Here is a 21,526-nt window from a genome sequence, read left to right as displayed (position 1 = left end):
GACCCAGGCGCAGCGCGCGCGGGAGTCGGGCCCCGTGAGGAGGGAAGTCATCCCCTCACCGTATCCACCCCCACCGACACCCCCGTCCTCGTCCCGCGTCCCGCGTCCCCCGTCCCAGTTCACTTCCGCCCCTCCCCCCGCCTCCCCAGGCCCGTTTTCCATCCCGCCAGGACACATACCTCCGACGGGGGATCGAAAAGGGCCCTTCGACGCAGATCCACGGCCCCTTTCCCATCCCGCACCCGCACCTGCGACGCGAGATCAAAACCGACCCCCCGACACGGAACTCCGGCACCGTTCGCATCCCGCCACCCCGCGCACCTCCGACGCGGGATCGAAACAGGCCCTCCGAAGCGGGCCCCGGCACCGTTCCGATCCCGCACCGACAGCGGAGGCGGCTCGCCGCAGGGGCGCCTTCTTCAGCGCGGACCCGGGTCCTCCGAGACGGATCAGAAAGACGCCTCCACCGGGTCGCTCCGGCGCCTTACCCGTCCCGGAGCGGAACGCCGTGGCAGGGTGCACCCGGTTCCGCTCCCGCAGCTCGTCCTCCGCGCGCGCCCACCCAAGGCCAGCGCGGGATCAGAACCGCACCGACGCGGCACTCACCCGGGGACTTTTCCGTCCCGCGCCCAGGGGCTCCCCGGTCGCGGGACGGAAATCGCGCCTGATGCGGGCAGCAGAGGTGCGCTTTTGCTCCCGCACCGGACGGGAGCGCGAGCGGGATGGGAGCGGGACGGAAATCGCTCCTCAGGCAGGCACCGGGGGTGCGATTTTGATCCTGCGACGGAACGGACGGACCGGGCCGGGAGCGGGACGGGGGCGGGGTCAGTCGGCGAAGGTGGCGGCGTCGATGACGAAGCGGTAGCGGACGTCGGACGCGAGGACGCGCTCGTACGCCTCGTTGATGGCCGACGCGGGGATGACCTCGATCTGCGCCGTGATGCCGTGCTCCGCGCAGAAGTCGAGCATCTCCTGGGTCTCCCGGATGCCGCCGATGTTCGAGCCAGCGATGGAGCGTCGTCCGGCGATCAGCGACCCCGCGTTCAGGGCGAGGGCCTCCGCGGGAGCACCGACGCACACGATGGTGCCGTCCACGTCGAGCAGCCCGAGGTAGGAGCGGAGGTCGATGACGGCGCTCACGGTGTTGAGGATCACGTCGAAGGAGCCCCGCAGGTCGCGGAAGGTGTCACGGTCGCCCGTCGCGAAGTAGCGGTCGGCACCGAGGCGGAGGCCGTCGTCCTGCTTCGCGAGCGTCTGCGACAGCACGGTCACCTCCGCGCCGAGGGCATGTGCGATCTGCACGCCCATGTGACCGAGGCCGCCGAGTCCGACCACCGCGACGCGCGTGCCGGGGCCGACCTTCCAATGCCGCAGCGGCGAGTACGTGGTGATGCCCGCGCACAGCAGGGGAGCCGCCGCGTCCAGGGGCAGGGCATCCGGGATCCGCAGCACGAAGTCCTCGGTGACGACGACCTGCTGCGAGTAGCCGCCCTGGGTGATCGTGCCGTCGCGGTCGACCGCCCCGTAGGTGCCGACGGCGCCCTGCGTGCAGAACTGCTCGTCGCCGCGGAGGCAGTACACGCACTCCCGGCACGAGTTCACCAGGCAGCCGACGCCGACGCGGTCGCCGAGGGCGTGCTTCGTGACCTCGGACCCCACCGCGGCGACCGTTCCGGTGATCTCGTGTCCCGGGGCGAGCGGGTACTGCTGCGGACCCCAGTCTCCGCGCACGGTGTGGATGTCGGAGTGGCAGATGCCGGCGAAGGCGATGTCGATGAGGATGTCGTGCGGGCCCAGCTCCCGGCGCTCGATGACGGTCTTCTCGAGCGGGGCGGCTTCGGCGGGGGCGGCGTAGGCGGTGACGGTCGACATGATGCTCCTCGGGTCGGTACTCGCCGAGACTATCCGCCCGCGTCGATGAATCCGCTGTCCGGAGGGCCCGGGCCGTCTACACAGCCCGGGCCGACGGCTCAGCGCTTCTGCCGCTTGAGGGTCTTCTCCAGGACGGGAGCCTGACCGGTGGCCTCGAGGTCGGCGTAGTACGCGCGGGCCTCGTCCTGCCGCTGCTTCTCCGCACCGCTCGCGATGGGAGCCCGCACGTGCTCGGGCTCGTAGCCGAACGCGTCCACGAGGTCGAGGGCGTACGGACGCAGCCGCGCGCACAGCCGATCGATGTAGCTCGACACCGCCGCCGCCCGCTGCGTGGAGAGCCGCCCGTGGATGAGGTGCCAGGCGAGGTGCTTCTCGATGAGCTGCAGACCGAAGAGGTCGCGGAGCCAGGTCATGACCTTCTTCGTCTCGGCATCGTCCATCGCGTGGACGGCGTCGGTGAAGGCCTCCCACTGCAGCAGCTCGCCGTGCGCCCTGGCCGCCTCGATGAGCTCGGCCTGGTTCTCGTTGAACAGCCGCGCCCCGAGCACCTTGTCCTTGCCGGCGGCGCGCAGCCGGGTCGCGATGTCGGCGACCATCTGCTGCACGCGGCCCGCGAGGAGGTCGTGCTGCTGCTCCTCGCGCAGTCCGCGCTCCACCGACCGAGCGACCTGACCGAAGTCGGTCACCGCCTGGCCGAGCTGACGGAGCCCTGCGCCGTGGAACAGCTTGCCGGCGGTCATCCCCACGGCGTAGCGCGCGAGGGCCGCGGCGTCCTTGCCCTGGAACTGCTTCGCGTAGTCGGTCAGCAGCCGCTTGCCGACGAGCTGGAGCAGGACGTTGTTGTCGCCCTCGAACGTGACGTAGATGTCGAGGTCGGCGCGGAGTCCGACGAGCCGGTTCTCGAACATGAAGCCGGCGCCGCCGCACGCCTCGCGGGCCTCCTGCAGCGTGTCGAGCGCATGCCAGGTCGACAGCGGCTTGAGCGCCGCCGCGAGCGTCTCCAGGTCTTCCCGGTCGTCCGGGGTGTCGGTGCGACCGGAGAAGACGCCGTCGAACTTCTGCAGGAACTCGTCGTGCGCGAAGATCTGCGCGTACGTGGTGGCCAGGCGCGGGAGCAGACGGCGCTGATGCTTGCCGTAGTCCATCAGCACGACCTCCTGCCCGTCCGCCCCGTCGAACTGGCGACGCTGCGTGGCGTAGGTGATCGCGATGTGCAGGCCGAGGGCGGAAGCCCAGGAAGCGGCGCCGTCGAGCGAGACACGTCCCTGCACGAGGGTGCCGAGCATCGTGAAGAAGCGGCGGCCGGGGCTGTCGATCGCGCTGGAGTAGGTGCCGTCCGGGGCGACGTCGCCGTAGCGGTTCAACAGGTTCGTGCGCGGGATGCGCACCTGGTCGAAGGAGAGACGGCCGTTGTCGATGCCGTTCAGTCCGCCCTTGAGACCGTCGTCCTCGCGACCGATGCCCGGCAGATCCACGCCGTCCTCGCCGCGCAGGGGCACGTAGAAGCAGTGCACGCCGTGGTTGACGCCGTTCGTGATGAGCTGCGCGAAGACCGTCGCCGCGATGCCGTGCAGTGCCGCGTTGCCGAGGTACTCCTTCACAGCTCCCCGGAACGGCGTGTGGATGATGAACTCCTCCGTCTCCGGGTCGTACGTGGCGGTGGTGCCGACCGCGGCGACATCGGAGCCGTGCCCGATCTCGGTCATTGCGAACGCGCCGGGGATCGACAGGTCCATGACACCGGGGAGCCACTTGTCGTGGTGCTCCTTCGTGCCGAGCTGCAGGATCGCGGAGCCGAAGAGCCCCCACTGCACGCCCGACTTGATCTGCAGGCTCGGGTCGGCGGCCACGAGCTCCTCGAACCCGGCGATGTTGCCGCCGTTGTTCTCCTCGCCGCCGAAGCGCTTCGGGAACGCCCGGTGCACGGCCTTGTTGTCGACGAGGAGGTGGAGCTGGCTGAGCACGCGCTCGCGGTGGTCGTCCTTGCCGAGCTCGTCCTTCCGCCAGAACGCGGAGTCCTTGATCATCTCGCGGGCCTGGCGGCGTACGTCGCCCCAGGTGCCCATGAGGGCGTCGTTCAGGCGGGCGACATCGATCCGCGGGGCGGTCGCGCTCTCGCGCGGGTCAGGTGTCGTCGAAGGGCGGACGGCGGCGTCGACCATGAGCGTTCCTCTCGGAGAGACGAAAGTGGATGCCTCTCATGGTAGGTGTGCGACAAAACCGCACGAAGTCCCCTGTCCGCATCCTCCAACGTCTGGTCGCCCCGTCTGCGCCCGTCCTTGTCGGCTCGCGACAGGTTCCCCCTTCGGAGCTCCGTCGACCCCCCCGTTCCGTGCATCTCGGCCCCCTGCGAGCGTCCGCAAAGGGGTGGCTCGCGCGGAAGGGTGTGGTTCGGGGTCAGGAGGCGGCGATGACGGCGAGGACGCCGTCGCCGTAGGCCTCGCGCTTCTTCGCACCGATGCGGGTGATGCCGTCGAGGTCGGCGTGCGAGGTCGGCCGATGCTCCGCCAGCGCACGGAGCGTGGCGTCGCCGAAGACGATGTACGCCGGGACGCCCTGCTCTCTGGCGGTCTCGGCGCGCCAGGCCCGCAGCGCCTCGAACAGCTCCCGGTCTCCGGCGTCGAGGGCGTCGGCGGCACTCGCCTTCCGGGCGCGGGACGGCGACGACGGGCGTCCGATCGTGTCTTTCCGAAGCGGTACCGCGGTCTCGCCGCGCAGCACCCCGGCCGCGGCCTCTCCGGGTGCGAGCGTGCCGTAGTCGCCCTGCGCGACGAGGATGCCCCGGGCGAGGAGCTGGCGCACCACGCTCCGCCAGTCCTGGTCGGAGAGGTCGGCGCCGATGCCATAGGTCGCGAGGGCGTCGTGCCGCTGCTGGCGGATGCGCTCGGTCGAGGCTCCGCGGAGGATGTCGATGAGGTGGCCCGCACCGAAGGCCTGATTCCGCTCCCGCTTCAGCCGCACGATCGTGGACAGCAGCTTCTGCGCGGGGACGAGCCCGTCGAAGGTCGCCGTGTCGTCGAGGCACGTGTCGCAGTTGCCGCAGGGCTGCGAGTCCTGACCGAAGTACCCGAGGAGGTTCTGTCGGCGGCACTCCACTGTCTCGCACAGCGCGAGCATCGCATCGAGGTGCTGCCCCATGCGCATCTTGAACGTGCGGTCGCCGGGACTCTGATCGATCAGTCGGCGCTGCTGCACGACGTCGCCGAGCCCGTACGCCATCCATGCCACGGACGGCTCGCCGTCGCGGCCGGCGCGCCCGGTCTCCTGGTAGTACCCCTCGACGGACTTCGGCAGATCGATGTGGGCGACGAAGCGCACGTCGGGCTTGTCGATGCCCATGCCGAACGCGATGGTCGCCACCATCACGACGCCGTCTTCACGGAGGAAGCGCGACTGGTTCGCCGCCCGCACCTCGGCGGGCAGACCGGCGTGGTACGGCAGCGCGTCGAGACCCTGCGCGGCGAGATAGGTCGCCGTCTGCTCGACGGACTTGCGGCTGAGCGCATAGACGATGCCCGCCGCCCCCTCCGGCTGCGACCGGATGAACTGCACGAGCTGCTTGCGGGGATCGACCTTCGGGACGATGCGGTACTGGATGTTGGGGCGATCGAAGCTCGCCACGAAGTGCTTCGCCGCGTCGAGGTGCAGGCGCTCGGTGAGCTCCTTGTGCGTGGCCCGCGTCGCGGTGGCTGTCAGGGCCATGCGCGGGACGCCGGGGAACCGCTCGCCCAGGTCGCCGAGCGCGAGGTAGTCAGGCCGGAAGTCGTGACCCCACTGCGACACGCAGTGGGCCTCGTCGATGGCGATGACACTGAGCGTGCCGCGCTGCAGGAGGGAGGTGGTCTGCGCGCTCGACAGGCGCTCCGGGGCGACGTAGATGAGGTCGAGCTCGCCGGCGACATAGGCGCGCTCGACCTCGCGGCGCTCCTCGATCGACTGGGTGGAGTTGAGGTACGCGGCCTTCACACCGTTGGCGCGCAGCGCGTCGACCTGGTCGTGCATGAGCGCGATGAGGGGGCTGATGACGAGTCCGGTGCCTTCGCGCACGAGCGCGGGCACCTGGTACGTGATGCTCTTGCCGCCGCCGGTGGGCATCAGGACGACGGCGTCGCCGCCGCCGATGACCTGCTCGACGATGGCCGCCTGGTCGCCGCGGAAGTCGTCGTAGCCGAAGACGGTGTGCAGTGCCTCACGGGCCGTCGCATACCGGCTGGGTGTGGCGCGGCGGACGGCCGGCGCGGTGGTCACCGCGGTCGTCGGACCCGGACCCCAGTCGAGGGGCGGCTCGAAGCCCGCGCCCTGCGGCTCCCAGTCCATCGGCTCCGGCGGCTCGGTCGGCTCCCACCCGTCGTCCCAGGGCTGGTCGGATGCCGCGTCCGGCTCGGGGATCCATCCGTCGTACGGATCACGGGGAGTCTGCGGCATCCCTCCAGCGTAATCACCCCGACGGACAGCGGCACGGCGACGTCCACAGGCCCGCACCCTCGATCCCGGGCGTAGGTTGGTTCCAGACGCCGGAAGGAGCATCCGATGACCGACATCACCGTGACCCGCAACGACGAGGCCTCCCGCTACGAGATCCGTTCCGATGACGTGCTGGCCGGGTTCGCCGAGTTCGACACCCGCCCCGGCGCGATCCGCTTCCTGCACACCGAGATCGACCCGGCCTTCCAGGGCCAGGGCCTGGCGGGGAAGCTCGCCGCGGCGGCACTGACCGACGTGGCGTCGACGGGCGACGCGATCGTGCCGCTCTGCCCGTACATCGCGAAGTACCTCCAGACGCACGAGGTGCCCGGCGCCGAGATCCGCTGGCCGCAGCGCCCGGGCTCGACGGCGGACGCCCCGGTGCAGGAGAAGTCGGCCGGCGCGGACGAGGACCCCACGGGCAGGGCGGAATGATCGGGCAGCGCCGCCTCGTCCTCGAACCCCGGGCGGTGCCGCTCGGCGGTGTGCGCGGCATGGAGGTGCTGCGGGTGCTGCCGCATCGCAACCTCCCCACCATCGGCGCATGGTGCTTCCTCGACCGGTTCGGCCCGGCCGAGACCCGGATGCGCGTCGAGCCGCATCCGCACATCGGTCTGCAGACGGTGACCTGGCCGCTGGTCGGCGAGATCCGGCACCGCGATTCGCTGGGCAGCGATGCCGACCTCCGGCGCGGACAGCTCAACCTCATGACCGCGGGCAACGGCATCTCGCACTCGGAGTACTCCGTGGGCGACGGCCCCGTTCCGCTCGATGCGCTGCAGTTCTGGGTCGTGCTCCCGGAGTCCGCGCGCCACGGGGACGGCGGCTTCGAGCGGCACACCGACCTGCCGACGACGACCCTCCCGGCCGCGACCGGATCGGACGCCACGGCCACGGTCGTGCTCGGCGAGTTCGCGGGCGTGCACTCGCCGGCGACCGTGCACACGCCGATCGTCGGGGCGGAGATCGTCGTGCCCGCCGGGACCACGGTGCGCCTGCCGCTGCGGCCGGAGTGGGAGCACGCGCTGCTCCTCGTCGAGGGCGACGCCGCCGTCCCGGAGCACGCGATGACCCGCAACGACATGCTCTACCTCGGCGATTCCCGCGACGACGTCGAGGTGACCAGCAGTGAGGGCGGCTTGCTGTTCCTCCTCGGTGGTGAGCCGTTCGAGGACGAGATCGTCATGTGGTGGAACTTCGCCGGGCGCTCCCATGACGAGATCGCCGCCGCCCGCGAGGACTGGGAGGCCGCATCCCCCCGGTTCGGCGTCGTCGAGGGGCACGACCAGCGCATCCCCGCGCCGCCGCTCCCCCCGGTGCGCCTGATGCCACGCAGCCGCACCCTCTGACCCTCCCGCACAGGCACTCCCGCCGATTCAGGCACTCCCGCCAGCACAGGCACTCCCCGCCCTCCTTGCCTGTTCTCACGCCACTGCCTGCCCTCGCGCGCAACCTGGCCGACGCGCCCGAACAGGCACCCACGCCAGTTCAGGCACCCACGCCAGTTCAGGCACTCCCGCCAGAACAGGCACTCTTCACCCTCCCTGCCTGCTCTCACGCCACTGCCTGCCCTCGCGCGCAACCTGGCCGACGCGCCCGAACAGGCACCCACGCCAGTTCAGGCACTCCCGCCAGCACAGGCACCCCCCACCCTCCCTGCCTGCTCTCACGCCACTGCCTGCCCTCGCGCGCGACCTCGCTGACGCGCCCGAACAGGCACCCACGCCAGTTCAGGCACTCCCGCCAGTTCAAGCACCCACGCCAGTTCAGGCATCCACGCCAGCACAAGCACCCACGCCAGTTCAGGCACTCCTGATCCTCCCTGCCTGTGCTCGCGCCAGTGCCTGCCGTCCCGCTGGAGCCCCCTGGCCCGACCACACCGACCCCGCTCTTCAGGCACTCACGCTGGCTCAGGCTCGATGGGCTTTCACCTGCCTGAAGCGGCGCGACCGCCTGTTCCAGGAAGCAGGACGCAGAAGCAGACTCAGGCGCGGTCGGGGGTGTGCACGCGGGCGAGGAAGCGGTCCGTGCGGGGCGAGGGTCCGCGAGGGTCGAGCATCGACACGGCGACGGTGACTCCGGTCGCCAGCGGGATCGTCCAGGCGGCGGGCTGCGCGAGGTACGGTGCCACGACGCCGACCCCGTCCACCGCGGCGTGCACGAGCAGGGCGAGCCCGGTCGCGACGCCGCCGCACACCATGCCCGCGACCGCCCCGCGCGCGGTGAGGCCCCGCCACCACACGCCCAGCAGCACCACGGGCGAGAGCGTAGACGCCGCCACGACGAACACCACCCCCACGCTCGACACGAGCCCCGCGGGAACCGTGAGCAGCGCGACCCCCAGCGGCACGAGCGCACACAGCACCGCGGACAGCCGGAAGGAGCGCACGGAGCCGGAGAAGACGTCCTGGCTGATGACCCCCGCGAGCGAGACCACGAGTCCGGCCGAAGTCGCCAGGAACGCGGCGAAGGCCCCGGCGACGATGAGGGCCGTCAGCAGCTCACCCGCGAGCCCAGGGAACACCCGCGACGGAAGCTGCAGCACGACGGTGTCGGCGATCCCCGGCCGCGCGAGGTCGGGGGCGGCGATCCGCGCCAGGAGCCCCATCGCGCTCGACACGGCGTAGAACGCGCTCACCATGGCGATGACGATCACGGTGGTCCGCCGCGCGGAGGCTCCGGTCGGGCTCGTGTAGAACCGCACCAGGACGTGCGGCAGGCCCATCGTGCCGAGGAGCAGCGCGAGCAGCAGCGACGCGGTCTCGTAGGCGTCGAAGCCGGACGGCCCGGCCTCGGCGGGGAAGACGAGCGCGGGATCGAAGTCGTGCGGCCCTCCACTCAAGGCGAACGCGATGCACACCACCGGCACGAGGAGCGCGGTGAGCTTGAGCCAGTACTGGAAGGCCTGCACGAAGGTGATCGCGCGCATGCCGCCCGCGGCGACCGCCGCCGCCACGAGCACCGCGATCGTCACGGCCCCGACCCACTCCGGCAGCCCGGCGACCACGACGAGAGTGATGCCCGCGCCGTGCAGCTGCGGCACGATGTAGAGCCAGCCGATGATGAGGACCGCGAGGCTGGTGACACGGCGCGCGGCGGTCGAGTCGAGCCGGGCCTCGACGAAATCGGGGATCGTGTACGCCCCGCTGCGGCGCAGGGGCGCGGCCACGAAGACGAGCACGAGCAGGTACCCCGCGGCGTACCCGATGGGGAACCAGAAGCCGCGGGCGCCGTCCAGCAGCACCAGCCCGGAGAGGCCGAGGAAGGTGCCGGCCGAGAGATACTCGCCGCTGATGGCCGAGGCGTTCCAGACCGGACGCACCGTGCGCGACGCCACGAAGAAGTCGCTCGTCGTGCGCGACACCCGCAGCCCGTACACGCCGATGAGGAGGGTGGCGATCACGACCAGGGCGACCCCGACGAGGTCGAGAACGGCGTTCACTCGCGGTCCCGCAGGGCGCGGTACCGCCGCTCGTTGCGGACCGCCGTGCGCACGTACAGCACCGCGAACACGAGGATCACCGGGTAGAACGCGAAGGCCTGGAGCAGCCACGACAGCGGCAGGCCGCCGAGAACGACGGCATCGACCTCGGGGATGAGCGCGATCCCGAGCGCCAGGGCGACGACGACCACCACGAAGCCGGCGACGGTGCCCAGCGCGAGCCGGAGCTGGCTGCGCATCAGGGCACGGGCGTAGACGGCGTCGGCCTCCGCGACCGGGGCTCCGGGTAGCGCGATCCCCCGCGTGGCGGCGGAGGAGCGACGGGGCGGGGTGTCCGCCGTGACGCGCACCCGCTTCGGCGCCTCGGTCATCCCGTTCCCTCCCCCCGCACGAGCGCCTCCCGCACCGTCGCGACGAGCCTTCTGCTCACCGGCAGCACGGCCGTGCCGACGACGACGACGGGTTCCCCACCCGACAGCCGCGCCTCGGTCACCGCGGCGATCCGGACGAGCGTGGAACGGTGGATGCGGAGGAATCCCGCCGGCGCCCACCGGGACTCGAGCTCGGAGAGCGGGATGCGCACGAGGTGGCCGGGCCCGTCGTCCTCCGTGTGCAGCCGCGCGTAGTCGCCCTGCGCCTGCACCCAGCGCACGTCGCTGCGCCGGACGAACCGCACGGACGCACCCACGGTCACCGGCAGCACCTCGTCCTCGCCGCGCGGTGCGGCCTCCTGCTCGATCACCCGATCCACAGCGCTGCGCAGGCGTTCCCGCCGGACCGGCTTGAGGAGGTAGTCCGCCGCGCGCAGCTCGAACGCCTCGACCGCACGGGCCTCGTCGGCGGTGACGAACACGACCGCGGGCGGCTCCGCGAGACCGAGGAGCGCGCGGGCGAGCTCGGTGCCGAGCAGACCCGGCATGTGGATGTCGAGGAAGGCGATCCGCACCGCACGCGCGGAGAGCTGACGCAGCGCGTCGGCGCCGTTTGCCGCGGTGAGGATCTCGCCGATGCGCGGGTCGGCACGCAGCAGGTGCACGAGCTCGTCGAGGGCCGGCTGCTCGTCGTCGGCGACGAGGACGTCGATCATGCCGCTCCTCAGTCGTCGTCCGGGTCGTGGAGGGGCTGCGATTTCGGGACTCGCATGCGCACCAGGGTACCCGCGCCGGCGTTGGTCTCGACGACCAGACCGCCCCCGCTGCCGTAGACCTGGCGAAGCCGGGTGTCGACGTTCCGCAGGCCCACGTGACCGCCCTCCTCGCGCGCCGTGAGCAGCGCGCGCAGGCCGTCCGGGTCCATCCCGACGCCGTCGTCCTCGACGAGGATCTCGGTGTGCGTGCCGTCGTCGCGGGAGGTGATGCGGATCTCGCCGCCGCCCTCCCCCGGCTCCAGGCCGTGCCGCACGGCGTTCTCCACGAGCGGCTGCACGGAGAGGAAGGGGATGACCGTCGCGAGCGTCTCCGGCGCGATCTGCAGCGTCACCCGCAGGCGATCGCCGAACCGCGCGCGCTCCAGTTCGAGGTAGGAGTGGATGCTGCCCAGCTCCTCCGCGAGCGTGGTGAACTCCCCGTGCCGGCGGAAGGAGTAGCGGGTGAAGTCGGCGAACTCGAGCACGAGGTCACGAGCCCGGTCGGGGTCGGTCGTGATGAACGAGGCGATCGCGGTGAGGGCGTTGTAGATGAAGTGGGGGGAGATCTGCGCACGCAGAGCCCGGAGCTCCGCCTCGGCGAGCTGGGTGCGGGAGGCCTCGAGTCCGCCGAGCTCGACCTGCGCCGCACACCAGTCGGCCACCTCCTCCGCCGCCCGCACGAGCGCGGCCCGCACCGGGGACGCGAAGGCGACGACCACCCCGACCGGCACCCCGTCGACGAGGATGGGCGCGCCGACCGCCTCCAGGTCGTCCGTCCGCGAGGGCGCGGGGAACACCTGCCGCCGCCCCGACCCGCGCACCTGGGCGGCGATGCGCACGGCGGCGGATTCGAGCCCGTCCGCGGCGCCGTCGAGGGTGACCGTGTCGTCCTCGCCGACGATGGCGACCGCGGCGCTGCCCAGCAGGGTGCGCAGATGCCGGGCGGCCTTGACGGCATCCGGCCCGGTCAATCCGCCGCGGAGGTGCGGAGCGGCGAGACTCGCCTGGTGCAGCGCCCGCAGCGCCCCCTGCTCCGCCTCGCTGCCGAGGTCGGCCGAGCCGCGCGCGAACCGCCGGGCGAGCAGCAGCAGCGCCGTGAGGGCGATGCCGCCGAGCGCGCCGAGGATCGCGGCGAGCACGACGTCGTTCATGCGCTCAGCCTAGGGACGCGCAGGCAGGCTCAGCGACCCGCGCTTCGACAGGCTCAGCGACCCACGCTTCGACAGGCTCAGCGACCCACGCTTCGACAGGCTCAGCGACCCACGCTTCGACAAGCTCAGCGACCCACGCTTCGACAGGCTCAGCGACCCACCTTGGGTCCCTGAGCCTGTCGAAGGGCCCTGAGCCTGTCGAAGGGCCCTGAGCCTGTCGAAGGGTCAGCAGCAGCGGGCACCGGGATTGCGGTCCTGGTCGTCCATCCGCTGACGCCAGAACTGCCGCTCCGTCAGCGGCTCCTCGTCCGGATGATGCCGACGGTGATGGGCGACGTACGTGGCGTACGCGGTGTCGCCCATCAGCGTCGTCATGTACCAGCGGATGCCGCGGCCGACCCGGCCGAGGGCGCTCCACAGCACCCGCAGCGGAGAGGTCGCGGCATCCGTCCGATCCACCGTGGAGATCATCTCAGTGCCGTGCCGCCGCGCGCTCTTCGGCGAGGATCGGCTCCCACTGCTTCTCCAGCTCGCGCTCCTCCGCGTCGGGGAGGAACCCGGCCGGGGCGAAGCGGCGCGAAGCGACGGGCGGGTCCTCGGTGTTCTCGCCGCCGCCGTTGCGGATCGCCTTCACGGTCGCGATGACGGCCATGACGATGACGATGATCGCGAGCACCACGAAGATGATCGACAGCGTGCCCTGCACCGCGGTGTTGCGGATGACGGCCTGCAGCACCTCCGGCGCGCCGAGCGTGGTGTCACCGGAGTTCAGCGCCTCCAGGTAGCGGAAGTGGTTCGCCCAGTATCCGATCGCCGGCACCGGCGAGAAGATCTTGTAGAGCGACGCCGTGATGGTGACGACCGCGGTGAAGGCGAGCGGCAGCGCGATGATCCACAGCCACCGGAAGTAGCTGCGACCACGCTTGGCGACGATGGCCAGCACCACGGCGAGCGCGATCGCCGCGAGCAGCTGGTTCGCGATGCCGAACAGCGGGAAGAACGTGTTGATGCCGCCGAGCGGGTCGGTGACGCCGAGGATGAGGATCGCTCCCCAGCCGGCCACCATGATCGCGGTGCAGATCCACACCCCGGGACGCCAGGAGACGTCGCGGAACTTCGGGAACCAGGCGCCGATCGAGTCCTGCAGCATGAAGCGGGCGACCCGGGTTCCGGCGTCCACCGCCGTGAGGATGAACAGGGCCTCGAACATGATCGCGAAGTGGTACCAGAACGCCATGAGCGCCTGTCCGCCGAGGGCCTGCTGCATGATGTGCGCGAGGCCGAGCGCGAGCGTGGGAGCGCCACCCGTGCGCGAGACGATCGACTCCTCCCCGACCGCCGCCGCCGTGCCCGTGAGCATGTCGGGGGTGAGGTTCACCCCCGTCAGCCCGAGCGAGTTCACGAAGGCGACCGCCCCCTCCACGGTGCCCCCGGTCGCGGCGGCCGGTGCGTTCATGGCGAAGTAGATGCCCTGGTCGATCGAGATCGCGGCGACGAGGGCCATGATCGCGACGAACGACTCCATGAGCATGCCGCCGTAGCCGATGAACCGGGTCTGCCGCTCCTTCTCGACGAGCTTCGGGGTCGTGCCCGACGCGATCAGCGCGTGGAATCCGGACAACGCGCCGCACGCGATCGTCACGAAGAGGAAGGGGAAGAGCGGACCGGCGAACACCGGGCCCATGCCGTTCTCGCCGAAGATGCTGACCGCGGGGACCGAGATCTCCGGACGCACGAGGACGATCGCGCCGGCGAGCATCACGATGACGCCGATCTTCATGAACGTGGAGAGGTAGTCGCGGGGCGCGAGCAGCAGCCAGACCGGCAGCACCGCGGCGATGAAGCCGTAGATGATGATGCCCCACGCGATCGTGGTGCGGTCGAGGTGGAAGATCGCCTGGCCCCACTCGGTGCCGGCGACCCAGCCGCCGCCGATGATGGCGGCCATGAGCAGCACGAAGCCGATGATCGAGACCTCGGTCACCTTGCCCGGGCGCAGGTAGCGGAGGTACACGCCCATGAAGAGGGCGATCGGGATGGTCATCGCGACCGAGAAGACGCCCCACGGGCTCTCGCCGAGGGCGTTCACGACGACGAGCGCGAGGATCGCGACGATGATGAGCATGATGAGCAGCGAGGCGATGATCGCCGCGGTGCCGCCGATCTTGCCGAGCTCCTGCCGCGCCATCTGGCCGATGGTCCGGCCACCGCGCCGCATCGAGAAGAAGAGGACCGTGTAGTCCTGCACGGCACCCGCGAGCACGACGCCCACGATGATCCAGATGGTGCCGGGGAGGTACCCCATCTGCGCCGCGAGCACGGGGCCGACGAGCGGTCCGGCGCCGGCGATGGCGGCGAAGTGGTGACCGTAGAGCACCCGGCGGTCGGTGGGGACGTAGTCCTTGCCGTCCTGCTTCACCTCGGCGGGCGTGGCCCGGCGGTCGTCGGGGCGGGTGATGTACCGCTCGATGACCTTGGAGTAGAAGCGGTAGCCGATCAGGTAGGTGCACACGGCGGCGAACACGAACCAGATCGCGTTCACGGTCTCTCCGCGCACGATGGCGAGCATCACCCAGGCGACGCCGCCGAGGAGGGCGATGGCCGTCCACAGCAGGATCTTCGGCAGGGTCCAGCGGCGGCTCTTCGCCTCGTGCTCCGCGGAGAGGGCGACGGGTGGGAGGTTCGGGTCGGTCTCGATGACGGGGTCGTCGTCGACGAGCCCGGCGCCGTCGCGGCGGCGCGACGAAGGTGCGGTCATGGGGTTCTCCTCTGGGGGCGCATCATTGCGTCTCCCCACGGTAGGGAGTGCGCCCCGCCGTCATGCCCGGATCCGGGGACGCTGCGACGAGCGGCGGGGGTCGTGCGACGAACGGAGGGCCGGACGATCTGCGCCCCGCCCCGTCTGCACGACCCGGAGACGACGGCACGGCCGCACGAGGGATTCCCTCGTGCGGCCGTGCCCGCGTCGTGCAGCCGTTCCCGGATCACCCGGGGGCGTCGGTCTCCGGAGGCGCGGTCGGCTCCGGAGTCGGCCCCGGCGTCGGAGTCGGATCCGGGGTCGGCGCCGGCTCGGGGGTCGGCGTCGGCTCGGGAGTCGGCGACGGCTTCGGCGCGGGAGTCGGCGTCGGCGCGGCGTCCGCGGGCGTCGTGACCGTCACCACGGTGCGCACGGCCGAGTCACCGTACTGGACGAGTCCGAGGTAGCGGGTCCCGGCGGTCAGACCGGTCCAGCTCAGCTCGTAGCTCGTCTTCTCCCCGCGGACCGCGGCGATCGGGTTCGGCGTCGCGGTGAACGACCCCTCCCCGTCCGGCAGCACGGAGGCGTGGGTCATGTCCCACGTCATCGGCCCGGTGGTCGCGTACACGTTGGCGACGACGAGGTAGGTGCCCGCGGTCGGTGCGGGAATCGTCACCTGCTCGTCGGCCGAGCCCGTCGCCGACTGCCAGCGCTCGTAGTAGCGCAGGTCGTCGGGGCTCACGACCCGGTAGACGGTGAGGTCGAGATCGCTGCCCTCGTCGTCGGAGGAGTCGAGGTCGAACCGCGAGAGGGTGGCCCCCTCCGGCACGTCGACGATCCAGGAGACGTCCTTGTTCGCGTCGCCCGAGTTCTCGTTCCCGGAGTGCCCCTCGACGGGGTTGTCCGGGTCGCTGAGCAGCTGGAACGGCGTGAGACCCGAGACGCCCAGCGCCAGATCACCGTCGAGGCCGGGGGTGATGTCGACGGTCGTGCTGCCGTCGACGCCGCTGCCGGTGACCTCGGCCGGGGCATCCGCCGTGACCGGGAAGACCGCGATCGGCGAGCGCACCGTGTTCTTCTTGCTCGTCCAGGTGAGCGAACCCGTGGCCCACTGCTCGACCGGCGCGGTGGTGCTGTCGAACGTGACCGTGAAGGTCTTCGTCTGCCCCGGCTTGTCGAAGGAGAGCTGGGACGGCGTGACAGTCACGTTCACGCCGGGGACGGAGGCCTTCGCCGTGAACACGCCCTTCTCGGTCGAGGTGACCGAGCGGGTGACGGTCTGCGCGCTGGCCAGGGACCCGATCGAGATCGATGCCTGGTTCAGATCGGTGCCGTCGATGGGGTCGATGCCGGGGAAGTCCGACAGCCCCTTCCCGTCGAGGAACGCCGCCCAGTCCTTGAAGCCGTTCAGGTAGAGCAGACCGGGGTTCAGGAACCGCGTCGCATCGACCTGCCCGGCACCCTGCTCGAACGGGTTCGTGTTCTTCGACCCGTCGGGGAGCACGGTGTCGGAGGCGGTCGTCATCAGGGCCGAACGGATCTCGCCCGGGGTCGCCCGCGGGTGCTCCCCGAGGTAGAGCGCGCCGAGGCCCGCGATGTGCGGGGAGGCCATCGACGTCCCGGAGAGGATGCCGAAGGTCGGGTCCTCACCCGGGGCGTTGTGCGTGGCGGCGAGGATCGCCACTCCCGGTGCGGCGATGTCCGGCTTGAGCACGTCGGTGCCGTCGGCGAGGACCGGTCCGCGGCTCGAGAAGCCCGCGATCTGCGGGGTCGGCGTGGTCACACCGGTGGTGTTCTCACCGACGAGGGTGATCGGCCGATCGACGCCGCCCTGCACGTAGGCGAGCACAGCCGCACGGTGCACGGCGTTCAGGTGCACGGTCGGCACGGCGTGGAAGTCGTTGTCGAGGGAATCCGCACCACCGGGCACGTTCACCAGGACCATGCCGATGCCCCCGGCGTCCTTCACGACCTGGGACTTCTCCGCGCGGGCGTTGCCGCCGCGGTCGCAGACGACGATGTGTCCGGCGACCTTCGCCGGGTCGAGGGTGCCCGGCAGGCACAGCTGCGCATCCGCCGCACCGGGCGCCGCGGCATCCGCGGCGGCGATGGAGGGACCGGAGACGCTCTCGCCGAACGGGACGGTCACCGAGGCCCCGGCCTGCTCGAAGCCGTCGAACTGCACGGTGCCCTCCCACGTCGGGATGGTGGAGGCGGCGACCGTCGTGTACCACGGCGAGGCGTGGTCGGCGGTGACCGGATCAGGGCCGTCGTTGCCGGCGCTGGTCGCGACGAAGACACCGGCGGCCGCGGCGTTGAGGAACGCGAGGTCTTCGGGAGCCATCACGGTGCTCGCGGCGCCGCCGCCGATCGAGTAGTTGATCACGTCGACACCGTCCGCCACGGCCTGATCGATCGCGGCCACGAGGTCGCTCAGGGCGCAGATGTCATCCGTGGTCACGGTCGTGTCCGGGCCGACGTAGCAGGCCTTGTAGGCCGCGACCTTCGCCCCGGGCGCGACACCGGAGACCGTTCCGAAGTCGACACCCTCGACCTCGGCGTCCACTCCGAAGTTGCCTGCGGCGGTGCTCGCCGTGTGCGAGCCGTGACCGTCGCCGTCGCGCGGGGAGAGATAGTCGTACTGGAAGTCGAACCCGGCCGCCTGGGCTCCCGCGAAGAAGTACTGTCCGCCGATGAGCTTCGTCGAGTAGTCGCGCTCGTCCCAGTCCTGACCATCGACCATCGCGCCGCGGAACTGTCCGCCGTCGGACTTGTCGAAGTAGACGTAGGTGCCGTCGGTGTACGGGTCCGTGCCCTTGTGTCGGCTGTTCTGCTTCTTCTGCTGCTTGAGCTTCTTGCCCTCGAACGAGGGATGCTCGGGAGCGATGCCGGTGTCGATCACGCCGACCACGACGCCCTCGCCCGCCTTCTTCACGCCTCCGGTCTGCTGCCACACCCCACCGCGACCCTTGCGGTCGTCGCCGAGGCCGAGGTAGTCGGTCGAGGTCTGCGCGTCGGGGTGACGGATCTCGTCCGGATACACCCCGAGGACGTCCTTCGAGGCGCGGAGCTGGTCCACCTGCTCACCCGAGAGGTCGGCGCTGAAACCGTTGAGCACCACCTGGTAGGTCGTGTCCGGGGTGACGCCGACGTCGTTGATGAGGCTCTCCTGCTCCGACTCGAGGTGCTTGACGTAGCGCCTCGCGTCCTGCGACTGCGTCTCGAGCTGCTCGCCCTCGTCGGGCTTCGTCGCCTTCAGGCCCTTGACGTCGCCTTCGTAGCTGGCGAGGGGATCGGCCTTCATGATCACGATGTAGTGCCCGGGGGTCCCGGCGACCGGAACGGGGTGCGTCACCTCCCCGGTCGCTGCGTGGCCTGCGGTTGCCGTCGATGCGATGAACAGCGTCGCCAGGGTGGTGGCTGCTGCGATCCGAAGGGGTGTTCGACCCATATCTCGCTCCTGATGATCCGATGATCCCGATGCCGCGTCGTCGCCGCACCGCGGCTCACGATAGCCCCGCCGTTCAGCGCCGGATCGAGAACTGAACGATGGTCGAATCCTGATCGCGCCGATCGGTCAGGATGGACGGCGGCCGACTCTCCGAATGTCGCCAGTAGGCTGGAGGCGTGGCCCGAACCTCCGTCCTGTCGACCAGAGTGCTGCTGATCTGCGCGGCGATCGGTGTCGCCACGGGCATCCTCGGCGGCATCGCCGGATGGGTCACTCCCCTCCTCCTGGCCAGCCCGCTGCTGTTCCTCTACGGCCTCGTGCTGGGCTCGCACGTGCTGCCGGGCATCATCGCGCAGGAGGTACTGCGGCTGCCGTTCGTGGCGCTCATCACGCACGTGTTCGCCGCCCTCATCGCGAGCGCCTTCAACCCGGCGTGGTCGCTGCGGTTCATCGGCACCGCGCTGCTCTTCGGCCTCATCCAGGAGGGTGTCGCCGCCCTCACCCGCTATCGCTCCTGGGGCGCCTGGCGGTTCTTCGTCTCGGCGGTCGTGATCGGCGTCGTCGTGGCGGTCGCGGTGTTCTTCGCGGCGAACCTCGCGGTCATGCCGCTGTGGGCCCAGCTGCTGTATCTGGCGATCTCCGTCCTCGGCCCGGTGGCCTGGACGGCGATCGGTCTCGCCATCGGTTCGGCGCTGCGCACCGCCGGGGTCGCGCGCCGCTGATCGCGCACGGGCCCCGCTGGCAGCACAGGTAAGGCTCAGCTAAGTTAGAGTCACACCCTCCGTCGAACCAGGGACGTGCCGTGTGCCCATCCGCACCCCTCCTCCGCGTGCGCGAGCTGACCCTCACCCACGCGGACGCCGTGCACCCGTCGCCCCGCGACGTGACCTTCGACATCGATCCCGGCGAGGTCGTGCTCCTGCTGGGCCCGTCCGGTTCCGGGAAGTCGACGCTCACGCTCGCCCTCAACGGCCTCATCCCGCACGCGCTCCCCGCGACGATGACCGGCACCGTCGAGGCCGGAGGCGTCGACACGACCACCGCGCACACCGCGACGCTCAGCACGCACGTCGCCATGGTCTTCCAGGATCCGGACGCGCAGATCGTCACGGGGACGGTGTACGACGAGGTGGCCTTCGGCCCGGAGAACCTCCTGCTCCCGGTGGAGACCGTGCGCGCCCGCGTGGAGGAGGCGCTGCGGCGCGTCGGCCTGTGGGAGCGCCGCGACGACAACCCCGACCACCTGTCCGGCGGCGGGCGGCAGCGTCTCGCCATCGCCTGCGCCCTCGCGATGGGCTCTCCTCTCATCGTGCTGGACGAGCCGACCGCGAACCTCGACCCGCAGGGGATCGACGACGTGTACGCGGCGCTGACCGAGGTCGTGGCCGCCGGAGACCGGGCCATCCTCCTCGTCGAGCACAACCTCGACGCCGCGATGCGCTTCGTCACGCGCACCATCGTGCTCGACCGCGAGGGCCGGGTGGTCTTCGACGGTCCGGCGGCCGAGACCATCCGCGCGCACGCCGACGAGCTCGTGGCGATGGGGGTCTGGCTGCCCGCCGCGACGCTCGCCGCGCTCCGCCTCCGCGACCGGGGGATCGTCCTCGACCCGCTGCCGCTGACGCCCGAGGCGCTGGCCGCCGCACTGCCTCCCGGCCCCGGCGCCGCGTCCTCGGTGCCGGTCGGCGCCCCTCGCCCCGCCGAGCGGAAGCCGATCATCCGGGCCCGCGGCCTCACGGTCACACGGCGCCGCACCGAGATCCTGCACGAGGTCGACCTCGACATCGCCGCCGGGAGCCTCACCGCGATCGTCGGGGCGAACGGGGCGGGTAAGACGACGCTGATCCAGGCGCTCGCCGGGGTCGTGCCGCCGCCGAGAGGTCGGGTCTCCGTCGACGGCATCGATCCGGGCACCGCCTCGCCTCGGGAGCTCGCGGCCCGCATCGGCTTCGTGTTCCAGAACCCGGAGCACCAGTTCATCGCCGCCACCGTGTTCGACGAGCTCGCCCACGGGCTCCGCCTGCGCCACGTGCCGGACGACGAGGTCCGCACCCGCGTGGCGGAGATGCTGGAGCGGTTCGGGCTGACGCACAAGGCCGACGTGCATCCGTTCCTCCTCTCCGGCGGCGAGAAGCGACGACTCTCGGTGGGCACCGCCCTCATCACCCGTCCCCCCGTCCTCGCCCTCGACGAGCCCACGTTCGGACAGGACCGGGCCCGAGCCGCCGAGCTCCTGCACCTGCTGGAGAGCCTCCGGGCGGACGGCACGACCGTGGTCATCGTCACCCACGATCTGCAGCTCGTCGCCGAGCACGCCACCGACACGGTCGTCCTCGCCGACGGGCGGGTGCGCGCCGCCGGTCCGACGGCGGAGCTGTTCGCCGATCCCGCGATCCTCCCCTCCGCGGGCCTGCGTGTCCCCGCGTTGCAGCGGGTGCTCACCGCGGCCGGGTGGGAGGTGTCGCCATGACGATGACCACGCTCGATCCGTACGCGCCGCTCACGGCCACCTCGCGGCGGCAGTTCCTCTACGGCCTCAACCCGCTGGCGAAGGTCGCCGGGTTCGCCCCCGCCATGCTGCTCCTCGTCTTCGTGCGGGACCTGGCCACCCCCGCCGCCTTCCTCGTGCTCGCCTACGCCCTCATCCTCATCGGGGCGCGGGTGACGGGGCGCCTCCTCGCGCTGCTCCTGCTCGGTCTACCCGCGGGAATGGTCGCGATCGGCGTCGGCTTCTCGCTGTGGGTCGACACGGCCCTGGTCGCCGACACCAGCCCCGTCGTGACGATCGGCGACTGGACCCTCTACGGCGGCGCCCTCCTCATCGGCTTCGCCACCGCGCTCCGGCTCGGCTCGATCGCCGCGCTCGCGCTCGTCGGCGGCCTCACCACCAGCGGGTCCGATCTCGTGCGTGCGAGCGTGCAGCAGCTGCGCGTGCCGTACCGCATCGGGTACACGGCCCTGGCCGCCTTCCGCTTCGTGCCCCGGTTCGGGCATGAGCTCGCCGTCATTCGCGCCGCGCACCGGGTGCGCGGTTACCACGGCGGCCGCGGCCCCTTCGCGCGGATCGCCCGCGGCTGGGGGTACATCGTCCCGTTGCTCGCAGGTGCCATCCGGCATGCGGAGCGCGTCGCCCTCGCGATGGACTCCCGGGCGTTCGGTGCGCATCCGACGCGGACCGAGCGGCACCTCGTGCCCTTCCGCACGAGGGACACCGTCTTCACCGTGGTCATGCTCGCCGTCTCGGCCGCGATCTTCGTCGTCTTCTTCCCCTGGCAGCTCCCCT

At 71.3% G+C, this 21,526-nt stretch carries 15 protein-coding genes; 5 read left to right on the top strand and 10 right to left on the bottom strand.

The genetic code is table 11. The features are described 5' to 3' along the window. Window positions 1–825: 825 nt before the first annotated feature. The 3 genes from CJ226_RS06665 to recQ all read right to left on the bottom strand — a co-directional run bounded on the left by CJ226_RS06665 (window position 826) and on the right by recQ (window position 6,297). Window positions 826–1,872 carry an NAD(P)-dependent alcohol dehydrogenase gene (locus CJ226_RS06665; RefSeq protein WP_060922375.1) on the bottom strand — a complete coding sequence of 349 codons (1,047 nt, stop codon included), beginning with the start codon at window positions 1,870–1,872 and terminating at the stop codon, window positions 826–828. 98 nt (window positions 1,873–1,970) lie between these two features. Continuing rightward, window positions 1,971–4,034, bottom strand: a complete 2,064-nt coding sequence (locus CJ226_RS06660) for an acyl-CoA dehydrogenase (protein ID WP_102208711.1) — start codon at window positions 4,032–4,034, stop codon at window positions 1,971–1,973. A gap of 235 nt (window positions 4,035–4,269) precedes the next feature. Continuing rightward, a complete protein-coding gene (gene recQ / locus CJ226_RS06655; RefSeq protein ID WP_180964549.1) occupies window positions 4,270–6,297 on the bottom strand; it encodes a DNA helicase RecQ in 2,028 nt (675 codons plus the stop codon). Window positions 6,298–6,402: 105 nt separating this feature from the next. Here recQ and CJ226_RS06650 point away from each other — a divergent pair, with 105 nt between their 5' ends. Then, a complete protein-coding gene (locus CJ226_RS06650) occupies window positions 6,403–6,771 on the top strand; it encodes a GNAT family N-acetyltransferase (RefSeq protein WP_102208710.1) in 369 nt (122 codons plus the stop codon). Then, window positions 6,768–7,685: a pirin family protein gene (locus CJ226_RS06645; RefSeq protein ID WP_102208709.1), complete on the top strand. Its 918-nt coding sequence runs from the start codon at window positions 6,768–6,770 to the stop codon at window positions 7,683–7,685. The genes CJ226_RS06650 and CJ226_RS06645 overlap by 4 nt, the downstream gene beginning before the upstream one ends. 635 nt (window positions 7,686–8,320) lie before the next feature. Here CJ226_RS06645 and CJ226_RS06640 read toward each other — a convergent pair. From CJ226_RS06640 to CJ226_RS06610, 7 genes are all read right to left on the bottom strand, one after another. Further along, entirely contained in the window at window positions 8,321–9,778 is a 1,458-nt protein-coding gene (locus CJ226_RS06640; protein ID WP_062637314.1) for a cation acetate symporter, read from the bottom strand. After that, window positions 9,775–10,149: a heavy metal transporter gene (locus CJ226_RS06635; protein ID WP_102208708.1), complete on the bottom strand. Its 375-nt coding sequence runs from the start codon at window positions 10,147–10,149 to the stop codon at window positions 9,775–9,777. The genes CJ226_RS06640 and CJ226_RS06635 overlap by 4 nt, the downstream gene beginning before the upstream one ends. Continuing rightward, a complete protein-coding gene (locus CJ226_RS06630; RefSeq protein WP_102208707.1) occupies window positions 10,146–10,865 on the bottom strand; it encodes a LytTR family DNA-binding domain-containing protein in 720 nt (239 codons plus the stop codon). Before CJ226_RS06630 ends, CJ226_RS06635 begins: the two co-directional genes overlap by 4 nt. A gap of 8 nt (window positions 10,866–10,873) precedes the next feature. Then, entirely contained in the window at window positions 10,874–12,055 is a 1,182-nt protein-coding gene (locus CJ226_RS06625; RefSeq protein ID WP_102208706.1) for a sensor histidine kinase, read from the bottom strand. A gap of 225 nt (window positions 12,056–12,280) precedes the next feature. Beyond that, window positions 12,281–12,514, bottom strand: coding sequence for a YbdD/YjiX family protein (locus tag CJ226_RS06620; protein ID WP_050304924.1), 234 nt, complete (start codon window positions 12,512–12,514; stop codon window positions 12,281–12,283). Window positions 12,515–12,527: 13 nt separating this feature from the next. After that, a complete protein-coding gene (locus tag CJ226_RS06615) occupies window positions 12,528–14,813 on the bottom strand; it encodes a carbon starvation CstA family protein (protein ID WP_102208704.1) in 2,286 nt (761 codons plus the stop codon). Window positions 14,814–15,039: 226 nt separating this feature from the next. Continuing rightward, window positions 15,040–18,243, bottom strand: coding sequence for a S8 family peptidase (locus CJ226_RS06610; protein WP_102208703.1), 3,204 nt, complete (start codon window positions 18,241–18,243; stop codon window positions 15,040–15,042). 176 nt (window positions 18,244–18,419) lie between these two features. On the opposite strand from CJ226_RS06610, the gene CJ226_RS06605 reads away from it, so the two are divergent. The 3 genes from CJ226_RS06605 to CJ226_RS06595 all read left to right on the top strand — a co-directional run. Further along, window positions 18,420–18,965, top strand: a complete 546-nt coding sequence (locus CJ226_RS06605) for an ECF transporter S component (protein WP_025104671.1) — start codon at window positions 18,420–18,422, stop codon at window positions 18,963–18,965. 80 nt (window positions 18,966–19,045) lie between these two features. Continuing rightward, the gene (locus CJ226_RS06600; protein ID WP_102208702.1) at window positions 19,046–20,713 is read left to right on the top strand and encodes an ABC transporter ATP-binding protein; all 1,668 of its coding nucleotides are present in this window, start codon (window positions 19,046–19,048) and stop codon (window positions 20,711–20,713) included. After that, the coding region (locus tag CJ226_RS06595) for an energy-coupling factor transporter transmembrane component T (RefSeq protein ID WP_102208701.1) at window positions 20,710–21,526 on the top strand (817 nt) is incomplete at its 3' end. The genes CJ226_RS06600 and CJ226_RS06595, both read left to right, overlap by 4 nt.

This window comes from Microbacterium sp. UMB0228 (genome assembly GCF_002871415.1).
Taxonomy (GTDB): Bacteria; Actinomycetota; Actinomycetes; order Actinomycetales; family Microbacteriaceae; genus Microbacterium.
This window is presented reverse-complemented; position numbering and strand designations above follow the sequence as displayed.

Bases quoted from the DNA above. Each gene is read 5' to 3' on its own strand.
- CJ226_RS06665 (WP_060922375.1), bottom strand. From the start codon at position 1,872: ATGTCGACCGTCACCGCCTACGCCGCCCCCGCCGAAGCCGCCCCGCTC.
- CJ226_RS06660 (WP_102208711.1), bottom strand. From the start codon at position 4,034: ATGGTCGACGCCGCCGTCCGCCCTTCGACGACACCTGACCCGCGCGAG.
- recQ (WP_180964549.1), bottom strand. From the start codon at position 6,297: ATGCCGCAGACTCCCCGTGATCCGTACGACGGATGGATCCCCGAGCCG.
- CJ226_RS06645 (WP_102208709.1), top strand. From the start codon at position 6,768: ATGATCGGGCAGCGCCGCCTCGTCCTCGAACCCCGGGCGGTGCCGCTC.
- CJ226_RS06635 (WP_102208708.1), bottom strand. From the start codon at position 10,149: ATGACCGAGGCGCCGAAGCGGGTGCGCGTCACGGCGGACACCCCGCCC.
- CJ226_RS06610 (WP_102208703.1), bottom strand. From the start codon at position 18,243: ATGGGTCGAACACCCCTTCGGATCGCAGCAGCCACCACCCTGGCGACG.
- CJ226_RS06630 (WP_102208707.1), bottom strand. From the start codon at position 10,865: ATGATCGACGTCCTCGTCGCCGACGACGAGCAGCCGGCCCTCGACGAG.
- CJ226_RS06615 (WP_102208704.1), bottom strand. From the start codon at position 14,813: ATGACCGCACCTTCGTCGCGCCGCCGCGACGGCGCCGGGCTCGTCGAC.
- CJ226_RS06650 (WP_102208710.1), top strand. From the start codon at position 6,403: ATGACCGACATCACCGTGACCCGCAACGACGAGGCCTCCCGCTACGAG.
- CJ226_RS06625 (WP_102208706.1), bottom strand. From the start codon at position 12,055: ATGAACGACGTCGTGCTCGCCGCGATCCTCGGCGCGCTCGGCGGCATC.